This is a genomic window from Phytoactinopolyspora mesophila (assembly GCF_010122465.1).
Taxonomy (GTDB): Bacteria; Actinomycetota; Actinomycetes; order Jiangellales; family Jiangellaceae; genus Phytoactinopolyspora; species Phytoactinopolyspora mesophila.
In genome coordinates this window covers 17,661-37,205 of the sequence record NZ_WLZY01000012.1, presented here as the reverse complement: position 1 = coordinate 37,205, position 19,545 = coordinate 17,661, and the positions used below count along the sequence as shown (strand labels likewise).

Sequence of the window (19,545 nt, the reverse complement as noted above, 5' to 3'; positions counted from 1 at the left end):
TCACGCAACGCCATCATCCGCCGGGGGATGAGCACGTGCAGGCCCCGAGCCGGGTCGTGCTGATCCGCCCGTGGGACATGTCCGACGGCGTAGGAGCCGGGTGTTGCAGCGGCGGATCCACCAAAGGACTGTGTGTCGACCCGATGCACCATCCGCTCCGGGGCGGTACGCGGAACATCGAGCGTGACAGCTGGGCACCTTTCGCCGAGGTCTACCGCTACCTCCGTGAGCATCTCCCAGGTGGCGTCGCAGTGGAGATCGTCGACCCCCGCAATCACCTGTATCTGCTGCCGACGCTCGTCGCGGCCGCACGCCGCGGAGGAGGCGGGTGGTTCACGGCGCTGCGAGCGGCGTTGCGGGCACCGGGGTACGCCGCGATCATCGTCGATGGCGTGGTCGTCAGTTCCGGCCGGGTGCCGGCGCCGAGAGAAGCGCTGGAGGCCGTGCGAGGCGCACTGGAGGGCGCCTCGCACTGATCCGGCACTACGGTGTCTGCTGTGGACGCAGCTGACGAACCTGTCGCCGACGACGAGTTACCGCACGGCGTCGGCCCCTGGGAGGGGCCCTGGCCGGACGACCCGCGATATGACCCAGAGCTTCTCGAACACGGCGACCGCCGCAACGTCGTCGACGAGTATCGCTACTGGCGGCGTGAAGCCATCGTGGCGGACCTCGACAAGCGGCGGCATACGTTCCATGTGGCCATCGAGAACTGGCAGCACGATTTCAACATCGGCTCGGTGGTCCGCACGGCCAACGCGTTCCTTGCCGCGGAGGTCCACATCGTGGGGCGGCGCCGGTGGAACCGGCGGGGCGCCATGGTGACCGACCGGTACCAGCACATCCGGCACCACACCGACCTTGCCGCGCTGGCCGCTTGGGCGCATGAGCGTGATCTGCCGGTGATCGGCATCGACAATCTGCCCGGGGCGGTGCCGCTCGAGACGTTCGATCTGCCGGTTGCGGGCGTGCTCTTGTTCGGCCAGGAAGGCCCAGGACTTTCCGGCGAAGCACGCGAGCACGTCGATGTCTGCCTGTCCATCGCGCAGTTCGGTTCCACCCGCTCCATCAACGCCGGCGCGGCTGCGGCCATCGCCATGCATGCCTGGATCCGTCAGCACGCCACCTGACGGCTCCCGCAACGATCACCGATGCGGGAGCCGCGACCGGCTATGTGGTGATCATCAGTGGGGCGTGGCCTGGAGGCGTGGCTAGGCAGGGTCGGTCTGGGTGACCTTGGACAGCCCTCGCGGAGCGTCCGGGTTGAGCCCGAGTTGCCGGGCCAGTGTCTCGACGATCAGCTGTGCCGGCACGATCAGCGCCAGTGGAGCGACGAGCTCGGGTAGGTCAGGTCCGGGCACCGCGATGTCGACAGCATCGGCGAAGCCGTTGTCCCCGCCGATGCCGATCGTGGCAGCGGCGCCACGCCGGCGCAGATCGTGGGCGAGGTCGGTCATTCCCGGGACCATCGGGCCGTCGCTCGCGGAGACCAGCAGCGCTACGTGGTCGGAATCGACGACGGCGATGGGACCGTGCCGCAGGTCGGCGTATGACAATCCCCGGACCGGGCGTAGGCATGTCTCTTCGAGCTTCAGCGCCGCCTCGAGCGCCGTGCCGAAGGCGATGCCGCGGCCACTGACAAGAGCCTCAGCTGTGGACGCCAGCTTCTCCGCGGCAGCGTCGACGCCCGCGCGTGCGGAGATGAGACGATCAGCTTCATCCGGAACCCGGTCCAGGTCCGCATCAAGTGCGTCCGGCTCGGGAGCCAGCGAACCGGCGAGGACCGCCATGGCGGCGAGTTGTGCGGTGTAGGACTTCGTGGCGGGAACCGCTAGCTCGGTACCGGCCTGGGTGACGAGCGCGACGTCGGCGGCGTTGGCCAGCGAGCTCGCGCCGTCATTGGTCACCGCAACGGTGCGGGCTCCGCGTCCGGCGGCCCACGCCTGAGTTTCGACGATCTCCTCCGTCTCACCCGACTGTGAAACGCACACCACGAGCGCCTCGGACAGGTCGATGGAGGCTTGGTAATGGGTGGCGACACTGGGCGCGGCCAGTCCGCTGGCCCGGCCGGCGTGTACTTCCAGCAGGTAGCGGCCGTAGATGGCGGCGTTGTCGGAGGAGCCGCGGGCGACGAACAACACGACGCGCCGGTCTGCCGCGAGCTTCTGCAACTCCGCGCGCTGGGGCCGCAATGCCTGCAATGTACGGGCGAGCGCCGCCGGCTGCTCGGCGATCTCGCGGGCCATGGTCGTCTCGGTCACGTGGGTCTCCTCCGGGTGGCGCGGCTTGGTGTCAGCCGGTCACATCTTGACATCAGTTACTTAGCGGAACATCGTCTGGTCCCCTGCGGGCGTCATCTGAACTACCCTTTCCGTAGTGAGTGTCGTCGATGGCCCTGTGCCCAAACACCGGCAGCTGCGGGAGATCCTCCTCGCGTTAGTCGAGGGTGAGCTGGTACCGGATGCCCCGATTCCGTCCGAGCGTGAGCTCGTGGAGAGGTTCGGAGTCAGCCGGGCCACAGTCCGCGAAGCGGTGGGCCGCCTCGTGTCCGAGGGTCGGCTCTATCGCGTCCGGGGCAAAGGCACCTTCGTCGCCGCGCCCAAGATCGAGTCCCAGATGCACCTGGCTTCATTCACCGAAGACATGCGCCGGCGTGGCCACAAGCCCTCTACCGTGGTGCTCGGCGCGGACGAGACTGTCGCGCCGCCTCCTGCTCGGGCAGCCCTCGGGCTGGACGTGACCGATCGCGCCTTCCGGATCGAGCGGCTGCGATCGGCCGACGGCGCACCGATGGCGCACGAGGTCTCCTGGCTTCCGGCTTCGCCGCTTCCCGGCCTGCTGGAGCGGGATCTGACCAGCTCGGTCTACTCGATACTCGCGCATGACTACGGGCGGGTACTGGACTCTGCCGCGCAGAGTGTCTGGGCAGAAGGAGCGGATCCGCTGCGCGCCAGGTTGCTTCGGGTGCCGCCGGCGGCGCCGTTGCTGGTGTTCCGCAAGACGTCCTACGCATCCGGTCGAGCTATGGAACACGTCACGTCGTGGTACCGCGCAGACCGTTATCAGGTACACATGACACTGGACAGCGCCCTACACGGGCACCGTCATCATTGAGCGTGAGAAGCTGGCGGCATGGGGCTTTTTCGACGTAAAACGAGGCGCGGCGCCGACCCGCGTCCGGCGATCGCTGAGTTCTGGTCCTGGTGGGAGGGCAACCGCATAGACGTGGTCGAAGCGCTCCGCGAGGAGCGCAAGGACGACGCACTGCGGCTGCTTCAGCCGTGGATTATGGCCATTGACGACCGCTTGACCTGGGACATCACCGGCAGCGAGGAGAAGAGCTTCGGCTTGGTCGTCACCAGCGCCGGGCAGCACGAGACTCGCGCTACGGCTGAACGCTGGCTGCTCGCAGCGCCGGACGACCCCGATGTCGAGTTCTTCTCCACCCGCCGACGTGACCCGGCGGCCCTTCAAGCAGCCGTGCTGAACGTCGACGGCTATGAGTTCGCGATGGCGGAGATGGTCATCGGAGCCCGGGTGGATCCGGCGTCGAGCCAGGTGAACGTCGTCGTCCATCACCCGCTGTTCACGCTGGTCGACCAGGATCACCGGCTCCACGTAGCCTTCCTCGGCCTCGACGCTGCTCTCGGGGAGCCTGGAGTCGAGCGCTGGATCGGCTCGGTGGCAGTGTCGGTGGATCCTCCGATCGACGCCATCCCGCTCACCTCGCTCGACCATGTCGTGGCCCAGCTCTCCGGCTCGGGCGCCAGCACCGGCGAAGGCAGCGGTGAATGGGCGGCGATGAAAGGTCAGGGAACCAAGGGCCCGGTCTTCGCCATCATCCGGCGTTCCGCGAGCCGGCACACCTACCCGCTGGCTGACACCCATGTCGCCGTGGTCCTCACTTATGAGGCGGGCGACAACGGAATGCCCGTCGATCCGTCCATTTCCGGTGACATCGAGGAACTCGAAGGCCACATCCTGGAAGTCTTCGGCGGCGACGGACCACACGCGGTGCACCTCGGGCACGTGACCGGCGGAGGTCAGGTAGTGGCCCACTTCTACATCGACGGCCTGGAACTCGATCCGGATTCGATCGGTCCGGTTCTGGACAAATGGAACCGTGGCAAGGCATCCGTCGCCACGGCACATGATCCAACATGGGAGCATGTGGCCCCATTCATGCGCTAGTAGACCAAGGGTTCGCATACGCATATTCCACTGCGACCGAGCACAATGACGGTCTGGGTGTTCTAGAGTCGCCTAGAGATTCAGATCTCATCGGACGACTTAGCTGTAACAGGAGATTTCCATGACGACGAGGTCCGCTGACGCCGCCCCTGCCGTGTCCACCGGCCAGCTGATCGGCGAGATCAAAGACGATCTGTCCGGCCTGGTCAAAGACGAGATCGAGCTCGCCAAGGCCGAGATACGGGAGGACGCGAAGGCGGTCGGGCTGGGCGGGGCCTTGCTGGCGGTCGTCGCCTTGCTCGCGCTGCTGGCGCTGGTCATGCTGTCCATCGCGCTGGCCTTCGGTATCCATGCGCTGGGTCTGGGGCTGGGATGGGCGTTCCTGATCACCGCGGGCGCACAGCTTTTGCTCGCGGCGATACTTGGGCTGGTCGCCAAGAACCGGTTCGGATCGGTGAGTGGACCCAAGCGAGCCCAGCGTGCAGCCAAGCAGGCCATCCGGCCGGTTCAGGCTGGTTCGACGTCGTGAGTTTCGCGCAACTGGTCCGTAATGACCTCAATGTTCCCGGCCCGTGGAATCACCGGCAGATCGCGGCCAACGGCGCGCAGTTCCACGTCGCGGAGGTCGGCGACGGCCCACTGGTGCTCTTCTTGCACGGTTTCCCCGAATTCTGGTGGGCATGGCGTCATCAGCTGCCCCGGCTCGCCGACGCGGGTTGGCGCGCGGTGGCCATGGACCTGCGTGGCTATGGCGGCAGCGATAAACCACCACGGGGCTACGATCCCGTCACGTTCGCCGCCGACATCACCGGCGTGATCCGGTCCATGGGTGAACGCGACGCGGTCGTCGTGGGGCACAACTGGGGTGCCTACGGCGCATGGACCGCCGCGGCGCTACGGCCGGCACATGTCCGGGGTGTGGTCGCGATGTCTATGCCTCATCCGCTGGTGCTGCGGCGGCATCTGATGCAGGGTGGCCTCGTACGGACCGGCTTCCTGCTGGGCGCCCAGGCGCCACTGGTTCCGGAGCGGCGGTTGACCGCCGGCGATGGCGCGCTTGTCGAGAAGTTGCTGCGCCGGTGGTCGGCGCCCGGCAGTGCGTTTCCCGACGACGAAGCGAGCACCCGTTACCGGGCTGCGATGCGTATCTGGCCGGCGCCGCACTGCGCTTTGGAGTATCAGCGGTGGGCAGTGCGGTCGCTGCCGCGCGCCAACGGCCGGCGCCTCGCCAAGCGGCTCGAGGTCCCTGTCGATCTGCCGGTGCTGCAGATTCATGGCGCCGAAGACCGTTACATCACCCCGCAATTGGCCGCTGCTTCGCGGGAGTTCACCGGCGACAGTTACGACTGGTTGCGGCTGGAAGGCACCGGGCATTTCCCCCACGAGGAGGCCCCGGAACTCGTGACGGATGCACTCTTGGAGTGGCTGCGGCGTTTCACGTGATGCCTGGGCACCCCAGCGGCGGAGGTGCCTGGCGTCCGGGGCTCAGCCGGGGTTGCGTTGCTGGGATTCTTCGACGGCGTCGCTCAGCTGGTCGTAGCCGGTGGCGGCGGCGAGCGGGCTCTTCGACCGGAACGCGGCGCGGCCGAGCGCGAACCCGCCGACGGGCGCCGTGACGAATTGGAGCGCGGCTGCCAGCCCGAGAGTGATCAGCGATTGCCATGACGGCTTGTTCAGGAATGCCCCGGCCAGGATCAGCACAACGCCGAGCGTGGCGGCCTTGGTGACCGCGCTGAGTCGTGAGTAGACGTCGGGTAGCCGGATGATGCCCAGGGCCGCGACAGCGATGAAGAAGATGCCGACACCAATACAGATGCCGCTGGCCACATCGAGGATGTTCATCGGTCCCTCCTGTCCACGAGGCGCGCGAGCACGACGGTGCCGAGGAAGCCGACGAGGGTGGCGACCAGCACGACGTCGAAGAACATCCGAGTCTCCAGCCGGACGCCCAGGAGAGCAGCGGCGGCCACGAACAAGAAGAACGTGAAATCGCCCGCCGTGGCTCGGTCGGCATCGGTCGGCCCGATGACCATTCGCCAGATAGCTGGCACGAACCCGAGCGCGACCACGATGAGCCCGATGTCGACCATGGTCATGACATGTCCCCCGTCCGGGAAGGCCGGTCGTGGATGCGAACCGCGGAGAGCATGCGCCGTTCGAAATCCTGCAACTCTTGGCGGAACGCTTCGGCGTCGTCCTGGTACATGCCGTGCACATAGAGAACGTTCGGTTCGGCGTTGATCGTCACCGAGAGCGTCCCGGGGGTGAGCGAGACCAGGTTGGCCATGAGCGTCATCTCCATCGGGGTCCGGCCCTGCATCGGCATCGCGACGATGCCTGCTCGCAGCCGTTGCCGGGGCGTGAGCACGTCCCAGGCGACCCAGAGGCTGGCGACGACCAACGCGTAGGCGAAGTAGCCCACGAAGACGAGCAGCCGTGGAATCCGGGCCAGCTCCTGCCCGGTGCGCCGGATCATACGAGTCATCCTCCGGTCACCGCCTGAACGTATGCCGTGGTGTCGACCAGGCCTTGGGCGGCTGTCTCGGCCAGCGGCAGCAGGATTTCCGCGCCGAGCCCGAGCGAAATGGTGACGAGAGCCAGCAGCACCGCGGGAATGATCAGCGTGCGCCGGATCCGGACCCGGCTCGGCGCGGTGAGCGTGGTGGCACCGGCTGCGGTGCCGGACCCGGACGGCTGGCCGGACGGGGTGCTGGTCGCCTCGCCCCAGAACACCGAGTTCCAGATCTTCAGCATGGACAGCAGCGTGAAGATGCTGACGGCTAGCGCCACGGCGCCTGCGATGTAGGCGCCTTCGGACATCGCGGCGCGGATGAGGGTGAACTTGGCGACGAAGCCCGAGAACGGTGGGATGCCAGCCAGAGACAGTGCTGCCACGAAGAATGCCACCGCGAGCACCGGTTCTCGCCGGGCGAACCCACCGAGCCTGCTGAGCCGATCGGTTCCTTCCTGTGTCTCGATCGCGCCCGCCGAAAGGAAGAGGCTGGCTTTCACGATCATGTGGTGCAGCAGGTAGAAGATAGACGCTGCCATCCCAGCGACACCGAAGAAGCCGAGGCCCAGTGCGATGTAGCCGACCTGGCTGACCATGTGGAAGGCGAGGATGGAGCGCATGCTCGTCTCACCGAGCGCCCCGAACACTCCGATCACCATGGTGACGACCGTGACCGCGAGGATGATGCCCTGGACCGGGCTCGCTCCTTCGAAGTAGACCGAGTAGACGCGGAACAGGCCGTAGATGCCGATCTTGGTCAGCAGGCCGGAGAACAGTGCGGTGACAGCGGGAGATGTGTACGGGTACGTCCGTGGGAGCCAGCCGTGCAGTGGCACCAGCGCACCCTTGAGGCCCAGCGCCACCAGAATGAGTCCGCCCGCGAACGCCGCCATGCCACTGACCTCGCCCGCGCCGGCCAGTTCACCGAGGTGAACGCTGCCGTTGACCGCGTAGACCAAGGCGATGCCACCCAGCAGAATGGACGAGCCCATGAGGTTTACCGTCAGGTAGATGCGGCCGGCCGAGAGCGCCGAGGCTTTCATCGATTTCGAGATCAGCACGTAGCTGGGTATGAGCGCGACCTCGATCATGACGAAGAGGTTGAACAGATCCGCTGTCAACAGCGCACCGAAGACACCTCCGGAGAGCACCAGGACCAGCGGAATCACCAAGGGGTCTTCGTCGTCGCCGGTAGCGCACAGGAACATCGAGCACACGAGCGTCAGTAGCGACATCGCGACCAGCACGAGTGCGCTGAACAAGTCCGCGGCGAAGGCGATCGCGATGCCGGCATCCCAGTCCGCGACCTGTTCGACTACGACGTCTCCGTCATGGGTCTCGATCACGAGCAGGACGGCGAACAGCAGGACTAGTGCCGGCGAGCCCAGCAGGAGGATGCGGCGGACCAGCATGTTGCGGCCGGTCAACGGTGTGATCGCGGCAGCCAGCAGAGGAAGGGCGACGACGAAGGGCAGGAGATTGTTCACGACTTCTGCTCCTCTTCCGAGACATCGTCGTCGGCCGGTATCTCGTCGGCGCCGGAGCGAGCCATGCCGAACAAGTACACGGTGATCCCGAAGGTGATGACGATGGCGGTCAACGCGAAGGCTTGGGGTAGGGGGTCGGCGGCTTCATCGGGCGATGACGTCCCGATGAACGAGACGGCCCGGAAACCCATACCTCCGGCGGCGACCAGAAGCGAGTTGAGCGCGTGACCGATGAGAACGAATCCGATGGTGACGCGTACCAAACCGGCCTGGAAGACGAGGTAGACACCGCCAGCCATGAGCAGTCCGACGACAAACGCTGCGGTCATCGCCGATCACCTCCTTGCCCCTGGAGGACGGGTTCGGGCGCGGTCTGGCCGACCTCGGTCACGATCCCGCGGCCGAGGCGTTCGAAAGCGGCCAGGCTCATGCCGAGGACGATCATCAGGATTCCGACGTCGAACAGAAGCGAGGACGTCATCGAGATGTCCAGGTTGCCGATGGTGAGGTAGCCGCTCAACGGCCGCAGGAACGAACCGTCCACCAGGCCCCACACGCCGACGATGACGGACAACGCCAACCCGCCGCGGATCAGTGGCAACGCCGGGATCCTGGGTGGTTGCATCGGTCCGCCGGGCAATTGCAGCACGGCGAAACCGACAGCGGCGACGAGTGCGGCGATGAATCCGCCACCGGGCTCGTAGTGGCCGCGCAACAGGAGGTACACCGTAATCGCCATGGTGCCGGGGAAGAGCAGGCGAGCGGTGAATTGGAAGATCACCATATTGCCCAGCCGGTCCGGAGGCGCGACGTTGCCGGCATTGCTGAGGTCGGTCGGCGGCGGCGCGGTGTAGCGCAGCAGCGACATCAGGCCGAGGCCGGCGATGGCCAGGACAGTGACCTCGCCGAGTGTGTCAAGCGCACGGAAGTCGACCAGCACGGTGTTGACCACGTTGCGTCCGCCGGTGTCGTTCTCGGCTTCTCGCATGAGGTACTGCGCCGCGGGTGACTGTTCGCGCCGGCCGGTGAGCAGGAAGGTAGCCGCGCCGGCCACCAGACCGCTGGTGACGGCGGCTATCGCCGCCAACGTGCGCCGGGTACGGCGCACGTGCTGGAAGACAGGTGGCAGATGTCGCAGCACGAGCACGGCCACCACGACGGTGAGGATCTCGACCAGTAGCTGAGTGAGCGCAAGGTCGGGAGCGCCGGCTATGAGGAACCAGATGCCGACCATGAAGCCGACAACCCCGAGGAGCACGATGGCGGTCAGCCGGGTCTTCGTCAGGCACAGCGCCAGCACGGCCAGCGCCAGAATGGCGACGACGGCCCAGTCTTCCGGACGCGACCTGGAGACCGGTTCGGCGGCGACGTCGGGCCACCGCAACAACCCGACGATGCCCAAGGCCAGCAATCCGGCTATCGGCCATCCGAGGTGAGCACCGATGCTGCTCGCCCGGGCGGGCCGGCCGACCCAGGCGCCGAGGCGAAGACATGCGTCGTAGATGGAGTCGAAGGCTCCCGCGCCGGTGATCGGCAAACGATGGCGGTGCAGCAGCCGGTCGACCGGATACCGGTAGAAGAAGAGGAGCAGCCCCATCGCGAAGGTGGTTGCCGAGAGCGCGAGTGGGGCGCTGAACCCGTGCCACAGGCTGAGGCTGGCGTCGGTCTCGGTCATCACGGTGTCTTGAACCGTGCGGTTGACCATGGGAGTCAGCACACCTACCGTCAGGCCGAGGATGAGCCCCAGGGCCGCGGGAATCGCGGCCGGTGTCAGGAAGGCCTTGCTCGGCTCGTACAGCCGGCGCTGGGTGGTGGGGCCGGCGAAGGCGCCGTAGAAGATACGGAAGCCGTAGGCGAAAGTCAGCCCGGCCGCGGCGACGGCGGCCAGAGCGGCGACCCAGCCGGCCCAGGCTGGGCCCGGTGTGTCGAGGAGAGCGCTGAACGCCTCTTCTTTGCTGACGAACCCGATGAACGGCGGTATACCGGCCATCGACATCGCGGCCAGGCCGGTGAGCGTGGCGGTGATGGGCATGACCCGACGCAGACCGCCGAGCTCTCTGACGTCTCGGCTGCCTGCTTCCCGGTCGATGATCCCGACCAGCATGAACAACGTGGCCTTGAACAGGGCGTGCGCGAATGTGTGCAGGGCCGCGGCGGCCAGGGCCGCCGGTGTGCCGGCTCCGACCAGGGCGATCAGAAAGCCGAGCTGACTCACTGTGGAGTACGCCAGGAGTGCTTTTAGATCGTGCTGTTTCAGTGCGAACAACGCGCCGACGATGGCTGTGGTGAGCCCGACGGTCATCAACGTCACGCGCCACATGCCCGAGTCGCTGAACAGCGGTGAGAACCGCATGAGCAGGTAGATACCGCCCTTGACCAGAGTGGCGGCGTGTAGATACGCGCTGACCGGGGTGATCGCCACCATGGCGTCGGGCAACCAGAAGTGGAACGGGAGTTGTGCCGACTTCGTGAAGGCCGCGAGGAGGAGCAGGACCGCGATGGCTGGCGCGTACGGCGACTCGGAGACCACCGCTGGATCGGCCATGATCTCGGAGATGTTGGTGGTGCCGGCAGTGATCGAGATGAGCACGATAGCGCCGAGTAGTGCCAGGCCCCCGATGACAGTGACGACGAAGGCCCGGGTGGCCGGCCGCACCGCCTTGATGCCACCGCCGCCGATCAGCAGGAACGACGAGAGCGTGGTGGCTTCCCAGAAGATGAAGAGCAGCACCAGATCCCGGGCCAACACCAGCCCGAGCATCGACATTGCGAACAGCGTCAGCAGGGCGTAGAAACGACCGTGCCGTTCGTTGACCTTGAGGTAACGCGGGCTGTACGCCATGATCAGCGAGCCGACGCCGAGGACCAGCATGGCGAACAGGAAGGACAGCCCGTCGAGATGCAACCGGAAGGAAACGCCGATGGTCGGCATCCAGTCCCACGCGGTGGAGACCGATCCGCCGTCGGCTAGGTCACCGGTTTCGGCCGCGATGAGCAGCGCGAGAATCAGGAAAATCGCCGCGATCGGGTAACCGGCATTCCGGCCGAGCCGCGCAGTGATGGCTGGAGCGGCGGCTGCCGTGATTGCCAGCACCGCAAGAGCAATCGGAAGGATCATTGACCGCGCTCAGTCGCTGCTCGCCTGGTCACCAGAACGGTACCTCCGAATGTCTGCACGCAAACGTCAGGGCTGCCTACCGTGTTGCTACACATGGCACAAATAGTTACCAGGCGCCATCATTGGCGCCTGGTCTGCCGTGATTTCGCCACGATTCTACATGTCGCCACTCGCCCTGCCGGGTTCGCCTCAGAGGTGGGGATCGTCACGCGCAGGGCCCGGTGGATACGGCTTCGGTGGCGTCCGGCGCAGCCTCGGCGAACTGTTCGATTTCGCCGAGATTGAGCGCGTACCCGGTGTTCGGGTCGGTCAGTGACGCGGCGAAGATGACGCCGTAGACCGTGCCGTCCTCGGAAACGAGCGGACCACCGGAGTTGCCGGGACGGATGCTTCCCCGCAGGGCGAGCACATCCCGGCTGACGGTGTCGTCGCCGTAGATGTCGCGCCCGAGCAGCTCGTGCTGCCCGCGGATCCGGGCCGGGCTGACGGTCAGCGGGTCGCGGCCCGGGAAGCCGATCACGGCGGCGTCGTCGCCGTTGGAGGGCGGTTCTTCGGCAAGCTCGAGTGAATCTAGAGGCAGGTCTGGCACGGCCAGCACAGCGAGGTCGGTGTCGGGGTCGAACAAGACGACCTCAGCGGCCATCGGGTCCCCGTCAGGGAAGGTGACGACCGGTTCGGAGACGCCGGCCACGACGTGCGCGTTGGTCATGACTCGTTCCGGGCTGATGACGAACCCGGTGCCTTCGAGAACCCGCGAGCATGCCGGTGCCCGGCCGGTGATCTTGAGGACGCTGGCGGTCGCTGCGCGGATCTCCGGGTCGCGGTGCAAGATGCCGGACGGCGGCTCGACCTCCTGGATCGGCTCTGCCACCCACGGAGCCACCACCTCAGGGAACCCGCCGGCGATCACCACGTCCCGGAAAGCCTCACGTAGGCGATCGGGCGAGACCGGTACGACATCGTGGACGGTCCGCAGGATCGCGGACTCACGGACGGCCTTTGAGGCGTGCGGGATAGCCGCCGTGGAGATGGCCAAACCGCACGCCCAGGCAGCGAGCAGCAGCCCGACGATCGCCAGGACGGCGCCACCGCCGGCATCGACATGGCGAGCGGGCCTGGCCGAGACCTTCGATCGCACCCAGCCGCCGGCCCACGACAACAGCCCCTGTCCGATGGATGCGATGCCGAGAACGAGCAGGACGGCCAGTACGGACACGCCCAGGCCGGGCTCGAAGCCACCGAGGACCAGCGGTACCAGGAGCAATCCCGCTACGGCGCCACCGACGAATCCGGCGAAGGACAGCAGACCGACGACGAATCCATGGACCCAACCGGTGTAACCGACCACGACCGCCAGCGCGATGATGATGAAGTCGACAGCGTTCAACCCCAGGATCACTGACTCGAAGCTCCCTTCAGGCGTGCACTACGCATTCCGCGCGACTTGTCATAGTCCCGCTGCGTAGCCACTGAGTTCCTCCACCCGGGTACGATCCCACGGTTTGTCGATTCCGGAAATATCGAACAATCGTGCCAGCAAGCCGGCGGTGAACCCCCACACCAACAGATCCGCGACGCGGAAGGCCGGGCCGGTAATGCCGCTCGGATGCCGAACCTGCAGCCTATTGGCCGGATCGAGCAGGTGGTCCAGTGGTATCCGGTGAACCGACTCGACCTCGCTGGCGTCGACGACGCCGACGGGTGACGGCTCACGCCACCAGGCGAGGACTGGAGCGACGGCGTAGTTCGTGACCGGGATCCACAATGTGGGCAGAACCAGCAGAACGTCGACGCCGGCGGGGTCCAAACCGGTTTCTTCGGCACCCTCCCGTAAGGCCGCGTCGACCGGGCCGTCGTCCTCGGGGTCGATGGTGCCGCCGGGAAATGAGACCTGCCCGGCATGACTGCGCAGACTGCTGGCCCGTTGGGTGAGCAGGACATCGGGCCGGCCGTTGCTCTCGCCGAACAGCATGAGGATGGACGCCGGTCGGGCCGTCCCGTCGGCCGGTGGCGTGAACACGGAGAGATGCTCCGCCGGGGTGTCGGCGACGGCGTCAGTGATCTTGCGGAGCCATGCTGGCACGCTCATCCGCGGGGGCCGTCCCGGACCAGCTTGGCCGCCGCGACAGGGTCGGTCGGGCCTTCACCGTAGGCCGGGCAGAGGCGTTCGAGCGGGCAGGCGCCACAAGCCGGGCGGCGGGCGTGGCAGCGCCGTCTGCCGTGCCAGATGACCCGGTGCGACAGCATGGTCCAGTCTTGCTTGGGGAACAACGCGGCGATGTCGGCCTCGATGTGGTCGGCGTCGGTCTTGTCGGTCCACTTCCAGCGCCGCACCAGCCGGTTGAAGTGTGTGTCCACGGTGAGTCCGGGAACGCCGAAGGCGTTGCCCAGGACGACGTTGGCGGTCTTGCGCCCTACCCCCGGCAGCGTGACCAGGTCGGTGAGCGTGCCAGGGACCTCACCGCCGAACCGGTCGGTCAGGGCTTGGGACAGCCCCATGATGGACTTGGTCTTGGCACGGAAGAAGCCGGTGGGCTGGATCAGTTCCTCCACATGCGCGGGATCGGCCGCGGCGAGCGAGGGCGCGTCAGGGTAAGCGGCGAACAGCGACGGGGTGACCGAGTTGACCCGGACGTCGGTGGTCTGCGCGGAAAGGACGGTGGCGACCAGTAGCTCGAACGGATTGGTGAAATCGAGTTCGCAGTGCGCTTCGGGGTAAAGCAGCGCCAGCTCACGATTGATCTTTCGGGCGCGGCGCACGAGCGCCAGCCGCGACTCAGCGGGGTCGAGAGACACACGCTCACCTTATGTTCGTCATGCCCCGGGCGTGGACTTCCCTGCGTGCCAGGGTCCTGCTTTCGTGTCGCCCAAGCGACACACGTGGGGCCAAATAATGGGTCATGATGGTCTCCGGGCACAATAGTTGAGGTTAGAACGTGAGACGAAACACGTTGCCGACGTCCGGCGCCGAGGCAATCGGGCGGCAGAGTAGAGCCGGCACAGCTGATCAGAAGGAGCCAGGTAGTGGTTGACGAGGCGATGCGCAGCGCACCGTTGTTCCGGGAGTTGAACGATGAGGCCGCTGCGGCACTGCGAGCCTCGATGGTGGAGGTGCACCTCGACCGCAGTGAGGTGTTGTTCCGTGAAGGCGACGAAGGAGACCGTGTTTACGTCGTCACGGACGGAAAAATCAAGCTCGGCCGCACTGCCCAGGACGGCCGCGAGAACCTCCTGGCTCTGCTCGGACCAGGCCAGATGTTCGGAGAACTGTCGCTATTCGATCCCGGGCCGCGCTCGGCTACGGCTACGGCGGTCACCGAGACGTCACTGCTGGGGCTCGGCCATGCCGACCTCATTCCGCTGCTCAGTGGGCGCCCTGAGGTCGCCCGAGGACTGCTGCTGCAGCTCGCCTCGCGGTTGCGGCGGTCCAACGACACATTGGCTGACCTCGTATTCTCCGACGTTCCGGGCAGGGTGGCCAAACAACTGCTCGATCTGTCCACCCGGTTCGGTGTGCCGTCGGACGAAGGTGTCCGGGTGGTTCACGATCTCACCCAGGAAGAGCTTGCCCAGCTGGTCGGCGCGTCTCGCGAGACGGTGAACAAAGCCTTGGCCGACTTCGTCGGACGTGGCTGGCTCCGCCTCGAGCAGCGTTCGGTCGTGCTGCTCGACGTCGAACGTATCCGGCGCCGGGCGCGCTGAGGTCCCGCCCCAGGGCGAGGGGTTGTGAACGAGCACCGGCAGCGTTGGAGCGCCGCAGGCTCCGAGCGCCGGCGAGCTGAAGAGGCCGGCATCTGGCGGTCCGGGCCGGTCTGGATGGCCAGTGACCGCACGCTGGCCCGGCTCGTCGGCCGGCCGGTGGCGGCTTTCCTCCGTGTTGAAGCCGCGGGCGGTATCCTCCTGCTGATCGCCGCGGTGACCGCGCTGGTCTGGGCCAACTCGGCGTGGTCGGAGGCATACGAACAACTCTGGACCACCGAGTTCACGCTGCGCCTCGGCACCTTCGAGTTATCAGAGGACCTGCGGCATTGGGTGAACGACGCCTTGATGGCGCTGTTCTTCTTCGTCGTCGGCCTCGAGATCAAGTACGAGCTCACCTGTGGTGAGCTGCGTGATCCGCGTTCGGCCGCGGTGCCGATCGTGGCCGCATTCGGTGGCATGGCGGTGCCCGCGGCCATCTACACGGCGTTCAACTTCGGTGGTGCGGGTGCACACGGGTGGGGCATTCCCATGGCGACCGACATCGCCTTCGCACTTGGTGTGCTGGCGGTGCTGGGGCGGCGGATCCCATCGTCGGCGCGGGTCTTCTTGCTGACACTGGCCATCGTCGACGACATCGGGGCCATCAGTGTCATCGCGCTCTTCTACACCGACGAGCTCTCGTTGCCCTGGCTCGGACTCGCCTTGCTGGGGCTGTTGGCCGTAATCGCCTTGCGCAGGGTCCGGGTGTGGTCTTTGTATGTCTACATTCTGCTCGGCCTGTTCGTCTGGGTGGCCACATTCCAGTCCGGTGTGCACGCGACCATCGCCGGTGTCGTGCTGGGCCTGCTCACCCCGGCCGAACCACTTCTCGACCAGGAACAGGCCAGGGCGTATGCCCGGGAATCGGTGCCTGACCGGCTCGGTCCGGAAGAGCTGCGACGTTACCGTTTCTTGCTTGGCGAGTCGGTGTCGATGGCCGAGCGGCTCGAGCGTGCCTTGCATCCGTGGAGCAGTTATGTCGTGCTGCCGATCTTCGCGCTGGCCAATGCTGGTATTGACCTCCGGGGCGGGGTGCTCGGAGAGGCGGTGACGTCGTCGGTCACGGTAGGGGTGGTGGCCGGATTGGTGCTGGGGAAGACCCTCGGCGTTTCGCTGACCGCCTGGATCGTGGTGCGGCTGGGCTGGGGGCGGCTGCCCACCGGGGTTTCGTGGCTGACCATGCTGGGCCTGGCCATGGTGGCCGGCATCGGGTTCACGGTCTCGTTGTTCATCACCGGACTCGCTTTCGGCCCCGGTGCGGCGATCGCCGACGAGGCCAAGGTCGGTGTGCTGGCCGCGTCGGTCATCGCCGCGAGTCTCGGAGCGCTTTTCTTGATCTTCGCCGGCAAACGCAAAAACTAGGTGCTCCGGCACATGGAACCTCTCCTCGCCCAGCAGACTGGGCCGGCGATGACACCACGCCTTCACATCAGTCTTCGGTCCCGGTGAGGTAGTCGAGGGCGGCGGCGACGGTGCGCTCGGCGGCGGGCAGGAGCGAGCGGTCGATGTCGGTGTAGACGATCTCGACGACGTCGCGTGCCGAGGCTGCTCCGGCAGCGAGTGCTGCCCGCACCTCGTCGAGGCGGGCCTGCCGGTGGGCGATGTACTCGCCGACGACGGCCGCCGCGTTGGTACGAACTGGACCGTGTGCTGGAAGCAGCAGGTAGCTGTCGTCCAAGCGGGTGCGCAGCTTTTCGAGAGAGGCGAGATAGGCGCCGAGCTGCCCGTCGGGATGCGCAACCACTGTGGTGCCCCGGCCGAGCACGGTGTCACCGCTGAGTAGACCTCGCCACTGCTCGCGCCGCACCTCCACGCAGATCGAGTCGGCCGTGTGCCCAGGAGTGTGCAGCACCCGTAGTTCGAGCCCGGGTGCCTCCAGCACGCCGCCGTCTTCGGTCAGCGGGTGAGCATCGATGCAAAGCCGCGGGTCCTGAGCCAGCACGGGCGCGCCGGTGATTTCGTGGAACCAGGCCGCGCCTTCGGTGTGGTCGAGATGGTGGTGGGTGAGCAGCGTGAACAGGACGGGTCCGAGTCCGCTCACCGCGCACAGGTGGTCCTCGATCAGCGGGCCCGGGTCGACGACCACATTGCCCGCTTCGGTGGTCAGGACGTAGGTGTTGGTGCCGTCGAGTGTCATGGGACCTGGGTTGGCCGCCTGCACCAGCTGGCACCAATCCGGCAGGAGCGCTCGGTCAGCGGTGCTCACGGTCGCTCGCTTTCCCCGGGGTCGTCACCGGGATAACGGGGGTCGTCCGGTAGCAAGGCGATCACGGAATCGCCGAGGTCGAGCCAGCCGGGTGTGATTGCCTCGATGGCTCGTTCGTCCGTCGGCAGGTCATCGACCGAGGCGAAAGCCGACAGCTCTTCGAAAATGGCCCGCGTGGGTGGCAGCATGGTCCACTCGTCGGTCGCCGCCTTGTCGATCGCGGTGCGGGCGGCGACCCAGGCAACCGCCGTGGCTTCGCCGGAGACATCCTGCGGTTGTTGTTCAGCGGGCACGCGGGCGAGAAAGAACCAGGTGTCGAAGCGCCGCGGCTGGAACCGCGGAGTGATCCAGTGCGCCCAGGGCACGAGGTCGGCGGCGTCGAGCCGGAGGCCGGTCTCTTCCTCGGTTTCGCGCAGAGCTGCGCGCACGAACCCGAGCGCGGCGGTCTCGGTGGTTCCGAGCCGTTGCGCCCATATGCGGGCGTCAACCGCACCGGTGGGCTCCAGGTCCGCCGGATCGACGCTGCCGCCGGGAAAGGCGACCATACCCCCGGCGAAGGCCATACCCGGATGCCGCTGGTGCACGTAGACCTCGATTCCGGCGTCACCGTCGCGTACAAGAACGACGGTGGACGCCGGCCGGGCCGGAGCCACATGGTGGCTGCCCGCCGCGAATGCGCGGGCCTCGGCAGCGGCTCCGGCCGGTAGCCGTTGGGCAGGTATCAACGGACCTCGACGATCATTTCGATCTCGACCGGAGCGTCGAGCGGCAGCACCGCCACGCCCACGGCGCTTCGTGCGTGCTGACCCGCGTCGCCGAACACCTTGCCCAACAGCTCGCTGGCTCCGTTGATCACTTGGGGCTGGGCGGTGAAACCGGCAGCCGAGGCGACGAAGCCGACCACCTTCACCACCCGGGTGATCGCGGACAGCTCACCGGCCTCGGCACGCACTGCCGCCAGCGCGTTGAGTGCGCACTGCTGTGCGCACTCATGTGCTTCTTCCGGACTGACTTCGGCGCCGACCTTGCCAGTACGCATGAGGTCGCCATCTCGGAGCGGTAACTGCCCGGACGTGTAGATGTAGCTGCCGGTGCGAACCGCCGGGACATAGGAGGCCACCGGGGCGGCCACCACCGGGACATCCAAACCCAGCTGGGCGAGCTTCTGCTCGGGGCTCATCGGCTGGATGTTGGTTGGGTCGTCGTTCACATAGGCCTCCTGATCCTCGTGTTCTGCACCGGTTGGATCACTCTGGCTTCTCGCGCTTGAAGTACGCCACCAGATTCTCCGGATTCATGCCCGGGACGATCTGGACCAGTTCCCAGCCGTCTTCGCCCCAGTTGTCGAGGATCTGCTTGGTTGCGTGGACAAGGATCGGTGCTGTTGCGTATTCCCATTTCGTCATGGCGTGAGCCTACTGGCGGCACGGGCGGTGCGTCTTCTCCGCCGCGCATCCGCTCGATCTGGCCGGTTTCGCTGTCGGTGCGGGTTCAGGAGCGCCGGTCGGTTCGCGCGCCCGCACTCGCCGAACGCTGATCGCGCGGTGCTTCCGCGCTCGCACCTGATCGACGGGTCCACACCATGCCCTGCCCATCCTGTTCGTCGAAGATCAACCAGGTGCGAGTGCTGCGGACACCGGGCACCTCTTGGATCCGCTCGAAGACGACGTGCCGCAACTCGGCGTTGTTGGGTGCCCGGACTAGCGTGAGCACGTCGAAATCTCCGCCGACGAGCGCGAAATGCTCGATATAGGGCAATGCGCTCAGGGCTGCGGCGACGTCGCGCCAGGTGTTCTGCTGTATCGACAGCAGCACGTACGCGCTGGTGCCGAGGCCGGCGCGTTCGGCATCGATCTCGGCGGTGAAGCCGGTGATGACACCGTCGGATAGCAGCCGATTGATGCGGGCGTAGGCGTTCGCACGGGAAACGTGTACGCGTTCGGCCAACGTGCGGATGGAGAGCCGCCCGTCTTTCTGTAGCTCGGTCAAGATCGACCGGTCGATATCGTCGAGCGCACTGGGAGACATTTGGCCGGTTCGCCATGTGTGATGTGCTTCACGCTGAGATGTTCTGTCGCCCATGCCCCGTCTCCTCAGCCGACTGTCATCGAATTGCCGCGAATGTGGAGAAGACCATCCCATCGAGCGCAGGATTTGAAGTCAAGACCAGCGGACTGGAAAAGATGTGAAGTTCGCGCGATTTCTCAGTGTGCTGGTCCGGACCTCCGGCCGCTCGGTCGCGTCCGGGTGTTTCCAGAGGGCGATCGTGAGCTGATCGCGCCGAGGGAAA

23 protein-coding genes are annotated in these 19,545 nt (G+C 66.5%); 8 read left to right on the top strand and 15 right to left on the bottom strand.

The features are described from left to right. Window positions 1-35: 35 nt before the first annotated feature. Window positions 36-476, top strand: coding sequence for a thioredoxin family protein (locus F7O44_RS25635; RefSeq protein WP_222851697.1), 441 nt, complete (start codon window positions 36-38; stop codon window positions 474-476). Window positions 477-497: 21 nt separating this feature from the next. Continuing rightward, complete coding sequence (locus F7O44_RS30690) at window positions 498-1,130, top strand: TrmH family RNA methyltransferase (protein WP_343073922.1); 633 nt, start codon at window positions 498-500, stop codon at window positions 1,128-1,130. Between the two features lie 81 nt (window positions 1,131-1,211). On the opposite strand, the gene F7O44_RS25625 is transcribed toward F7O44_RS30690, so the two are convergent. Next, on the bottom strand, window positions 1,212-2,246 hold the full coding sequence (locus F7O44_RS25625; RefSeq protein ID WP_162453269.1) for an SIS domain-containing protein: 1,035 nt from the start codon (window positions 2,244-2,246) through the stop codon (window positions 1,212-1,214). A gap of 130 nt (window positions 2,247-2,376) precedes the next feature. Between F7O44_RS25625 and F7O44_RS25620 the strand changes: the two genes are divergently transcribed. The 4 genes from F7O44_RS25620 to F7O44_RS25605 all read left to right on the top strand — a co-directional run bounded on the left by F7O44_RS25620 (window position 2,377) and on the right by F7O44_RS25605 (window position 5,634). Next, window positions 2,377-3,114: a UTRA domain-containing protein gene (locus F7O44_RS25620; RefSeq protein WP_162453167.1), complete on the top strand. Its 738-nt coding sequence runs from the start codon at window positions 2,377-2,379 to the stop codon at window positions 3,112-3,114. Between the two features lie 18 nt (window positions 3,115-3,132). Beyond that, complete coding sequence (locus F7O44_RS25615) at window positions 3,133-4,191, top strand: hypothetical protein (RefSeq protein ID WP_162453166.1); 1,059 nt, start codon at window positions 3,133-3,135, stop codon at window positions 4,189-4,191. A 121-nt stretch (window positions 4,192-4,312) separates the two neighbouring features. Further along, complete coding sequence (locus tag F7O44_RS29785; RefSeq protein WP_162453165.1) at window positions 4,313-4,720, top strand: phage holin family protein; 408 nt, start codon at window positions 4,313-4,315, stop codon at window positions 4,718-4,720. Next, a complete protein-coding gene (locus F7O44_RS25605; RefSeq protein ID WP_222851695.1) occupies window positions 4,717-5,634 on the top strand; it encodes an alpha/beta fold hydrolase in 918 nt (305 codons plus the stop codon). The genes F7O44_RS29785 and F7O44_RS25605 overlap by 4 nt, the downstream gene beginning before the upstream one ends. 42 nt (window positions 5,635-5,676) lie before the next feature. On the opposite strand, the gene mnhG is transcribed toward F7O44_RS25605, so the two are convergent. The 9 genes from mnhG to nth form a co-directional block, all read right to left on the bottom strand. Further along, complete coding sequence (gene mnhG, locus F7O44_RS25600; RefSeq protein WP_162453163.1) at window positions 5,677-6,033, bottom strand: monovalent cation/H(+) antiporter subunit G; 357 nt, start codon at window positions 6,031-6,033, stop codon at window positions 5,677-5,679. Next, window positions 6,030-6,287, bottom strand: coding sequence for an MrpF/PhaF family protein (locus F7O44_RS25595; protein WP_162453162.1), 258 nt, complete (start codon window positions 6,285-6,287; stop codon window positions 6,030-6,032). The genes mnhG and F7O44_RS25595 overlap by 4 nt, the downstream gene beginning before the upstream one ends. Beyond that, window positions 6,284-6,667 carry a Na+/H+ antiporter subunit E gene (locus tag F7O44_RS25590; protein ID WP_162453161.1) on the bottom strand — a complete coding sequence of 128 codons (384 nt, stop codon included), beginning with the start codon at window positions 6,665-6,667 and terminating at the stop codon, window positions 6,284-6,286. The genes F7O44_RS25595 and F7O44_RS25590 overlap by 4 nt, the downstream gene beginning before the upstream one ends. A 5-nt stretch (window positions 6,668-6,672) precedes the next feature. Continuing rightward, window positions 6,673-8,190: a monovalent cation/H+ antiporter subunit D family protein gene (locus F7O44_RS25585; RefSeq protein WP_222851694.1), complete on the bottom strand. Its 1,518-nt coding sequence runs from the start codon at window positions 8,188-8,190 to the stop codon at window positions 6,673-6,675. Then, entirely contained in the window at window positions 8,187-8,519 is a 333-nt protein-coding gene (locus F7O44_RS25580; protein WP_162453160.1) for a sodium:proton antiporter, read from the bottom strand. The genes F7O44_RS25585 and F7O44_RS25580 overlap by 4 nt, the downstream gene beginning before the upstream one ends. Then, window positions 8,516-11,308, bottom strand: coding sequence for a hydrogen gas-evolving membrane-bound hydrogenase subunit E (gene mbhE, locus F7O44_RS25575; RefSeq protein WP_162453159.1), 2,793 nt, complete (start codon window positions 11,306-11,308; stop codon window positions 8,516-8,518). Before mbhE ends, F7O44_RS25580 begins: the two co-directional genes overlap by 4 nt. A 205-nt stretch (window positions 11,309-11,513) precedes the next feature. Beyond that, complete coding sequence (locus tag F7O44_RS25570) at window positions 11,514-12,707, bottom strand: MarP family serine protease (RefSeq protein ID WP_162453158.1); 1,194 nt, start codon at window positions 12,705-12,707, stop codon at window positions 11,514-11,516. Between the two features lie 48 nt (window positions 12,708-12,755). Next, window positions 12,756-13,397 (bottom strand): NUDIX hydrolase, encoded by a 642-nt coding sequence (locus F7O44_RS25565; protein ID WP_162453157.1) that lies wholly within the window; start codon window positions 13,395-13,397, stop codon window positions 12,756-12,758. Then, a complete protein-coding gene (nth, locus tag F7O44_RS25560; protein ID WP_162453156.1) occupies window positions 13,394-14,104 on the bottom strand; it encodes an endonuclease III in 711 nt (236 codons plus the stop codon). Before nth ends, F7O44_RS25565 begins: the two co-directional genes overlap by 4 nt. Before the next feature lie 243 nt (window positions 14,105-14,347). Between nth and F7O44_RS25555 the strand changes: the two genes are divergently transcribed. Together F7O44_RS25555 and nhaA are read left to right on the top strand one after the other, a co-directional pair. Further along, window positions 14,348-15,010, top strand: coding sequence for a Crp/Fnr family transcriptional regulator (locus tag F7O44_RS25555; protein WP_162453267.1), 663 nt, complete (start codon window positions 14,348-14,350; stop codon window positions 15,008-15,010). A gap of 24 nt (window positions 15,011-15,034) precedes the next feature. After that, entirely contained in the window at window positions 15,035-16,411 is a 1,377-nt protein-coding gene (gene nhaA, locus F7O44_RS25550; RefSeq protein WP_222851693.1) for a Na+/H+ antiporter NhaA, read from the top strand. Between the two features lie 67 nt (window positions 16,412-16,478). Here nhaA and F7O44_RS25545 read toward each other — a convergent pair whose 3' ends face one another. The 5 genes from F7O44_RS25545 to F7O44_RS25525 form a co-directional block, all read right to left on the bottom strand. Next, entirely contained in the window at window positions 16,479-17,255 is a 777-nt protein-coding gene (locus tag F7O44_RS25545; RefSeq protein WP_222851692.1) for an MBL fold metallo-hydrolase, read from the bottom strand. Continuing rightward, window positions 17,252-17,980, bottom strand: coding sequence for an NUDIX hydrolase (locus tag F7O44_RS25540; RefSeq protein WP_187361636.1), 729 nt, complete (start codon window positions 17,978-17,980; stop codon window positions 17,252-17,254). The genes F7O44_RS25545 and F7O44_RS25540 overlap by 4 nt, the downstream gene beginning before the upstream one ends. After that, complete coding sequence (locus F7O44_RS25535) at window positions 17,977-18,435, bottom strand: RidA family protein (RefSeq protein WP_162453263.1); 459 nt, start codon at window positions 18,433-18,435, stop codon at window positions 17,977-17,979. The genes F7O44_RS25540 and F7O44_RS25535 overlap by 4 nt, the downstream gene beginning before the upstream one ends. 67 nt (window positions 18,436-18,502) lie before the next feature. Further along, window positions 18,503-18,661, bottom strand: a complete 159-nt coding sequence (gene sp36 / locus F7O44_RS25530) for a Sp36 family protein (protein WP_162453155.1) — start codon at window positions 18,659-18,661, stop codon at window positions 18,503-18,505. 85 nt (window positions 18,662-18,746) lie between these two features. Continuing rightward, the gene (locus F7O44_RS25525) at window positions 18,747-19,283 is read right to left on the bottom strand and encodes a winged helix-turn-helix transcriptional regulator (protein ID WP_187361641.1); all 537 of its coding nucleotides are present in this window, start codon (window positions 19,281-19,283) and stop codon (window positions 18,747-18,749) included. Window positions 19,284-19,545: the final 262 nt, after the last annotated feature.

What these genes read in the sequence shown, in the direction of transcription:
- F7O44_RS25625 (WP_162453269.1), bottom strand. Translation starts at nt 2,246, where the DNA reads ATGGCCCGCGAGATCGCCGAGCAGCCGGCGGCGCTCGCCCGTACATTG.
- F7O44_RS25615 (WP_162453166.1), top strand. Translation starts at nt 3,133, where the DNA reads ATGGGGCTTTTTCGACGTAAAACGAGGCGCGGCGCCGACCCGCGTCCG.
- F7O44_RS29785 (WP_162453165.1), top strand. Translation starts at nt 4,313, where the DNA reads ATGACGACGAGGTCCGCTGACGCCGCCCCTGCCGTGTCCACCGGCCAG.
- mnhG (WP_162453163.1), bottom strand. Translation starts at nt 6,033, where the DNA reads ATGAACATCCTCGATGTGGCCAGCGGCATCTGTATTGGTGTCGGCATC.
- F7O44_RS25595 (WP_162453162.1), bottom strand. Translation starts at nt 6,287, where the DNA reads ATGACCATGGTCGACATCGGGCTCATCGTGGTCGCGCTCGGGTTCGTG.
- F7O44_RS25590 (WP_162453161.1), bottom strand. Translation starts at nt 6,667, where the DNA reads ATGATCCGGCGCACCGGGCAGGAGCTGGCCCGGATTCCACGGCTGCTC.
- F7O44_RS25580 (WP_162453160.1), bottom strand. Translation starts at nt 8,519, where the DNA reads ATGACCGCAGCGTTTGTCGTCGGACTGCTCATGGCTGGCGGTGTCTAC.
- mbhE (WP_162453159.1), bottom strand. Translation starts at nt 11,308, where the DNA reads ATGATCCTTCCGATTGCTCTTGCGGTGCTGGCAATCACGGCAGCCGCC.
- F7O44_RS25565 (WP_162453157.1), bottom strand. Translation starts at nt 13,397, where the DNA reads ATGAGCGTGCCAGCATGGCTCCGCAAGATCACTGACGCCGTCGCCGAC.
- F7O44_RS25555 (WP_162453267.1), top strand. Translation starts at nt 14,348, where the DNA reads ATGCGCAGCGCACCGTTGTTCCGGGAGTTGAACGATGAGGCCGCTGCG.
- F7O44_RS25535 (WP_162453263.1), bottom strand. Translation starts at nt 18,435, where the DNA reads ATGAGCCCCGAGCAGAAGCTCGCCCAGCTGGGTTTGGATGTCCCGGTG.
- sp36 (WP_162453155.1), bottom strand. Translation starts at nt 18,661, where the DNA reads ATGACGAAATGGGAATACGCAACAGCACCGATCCTTGTCCACGCAACC.
- F7O44_RS25525 (WP_187361641.1), bottom strand. Translation starts at nt 19,283, where the DNA reads ATGTCTCCCAGTGCGCTCGACGATATCGACCGGTCGATCTTGACCGAG.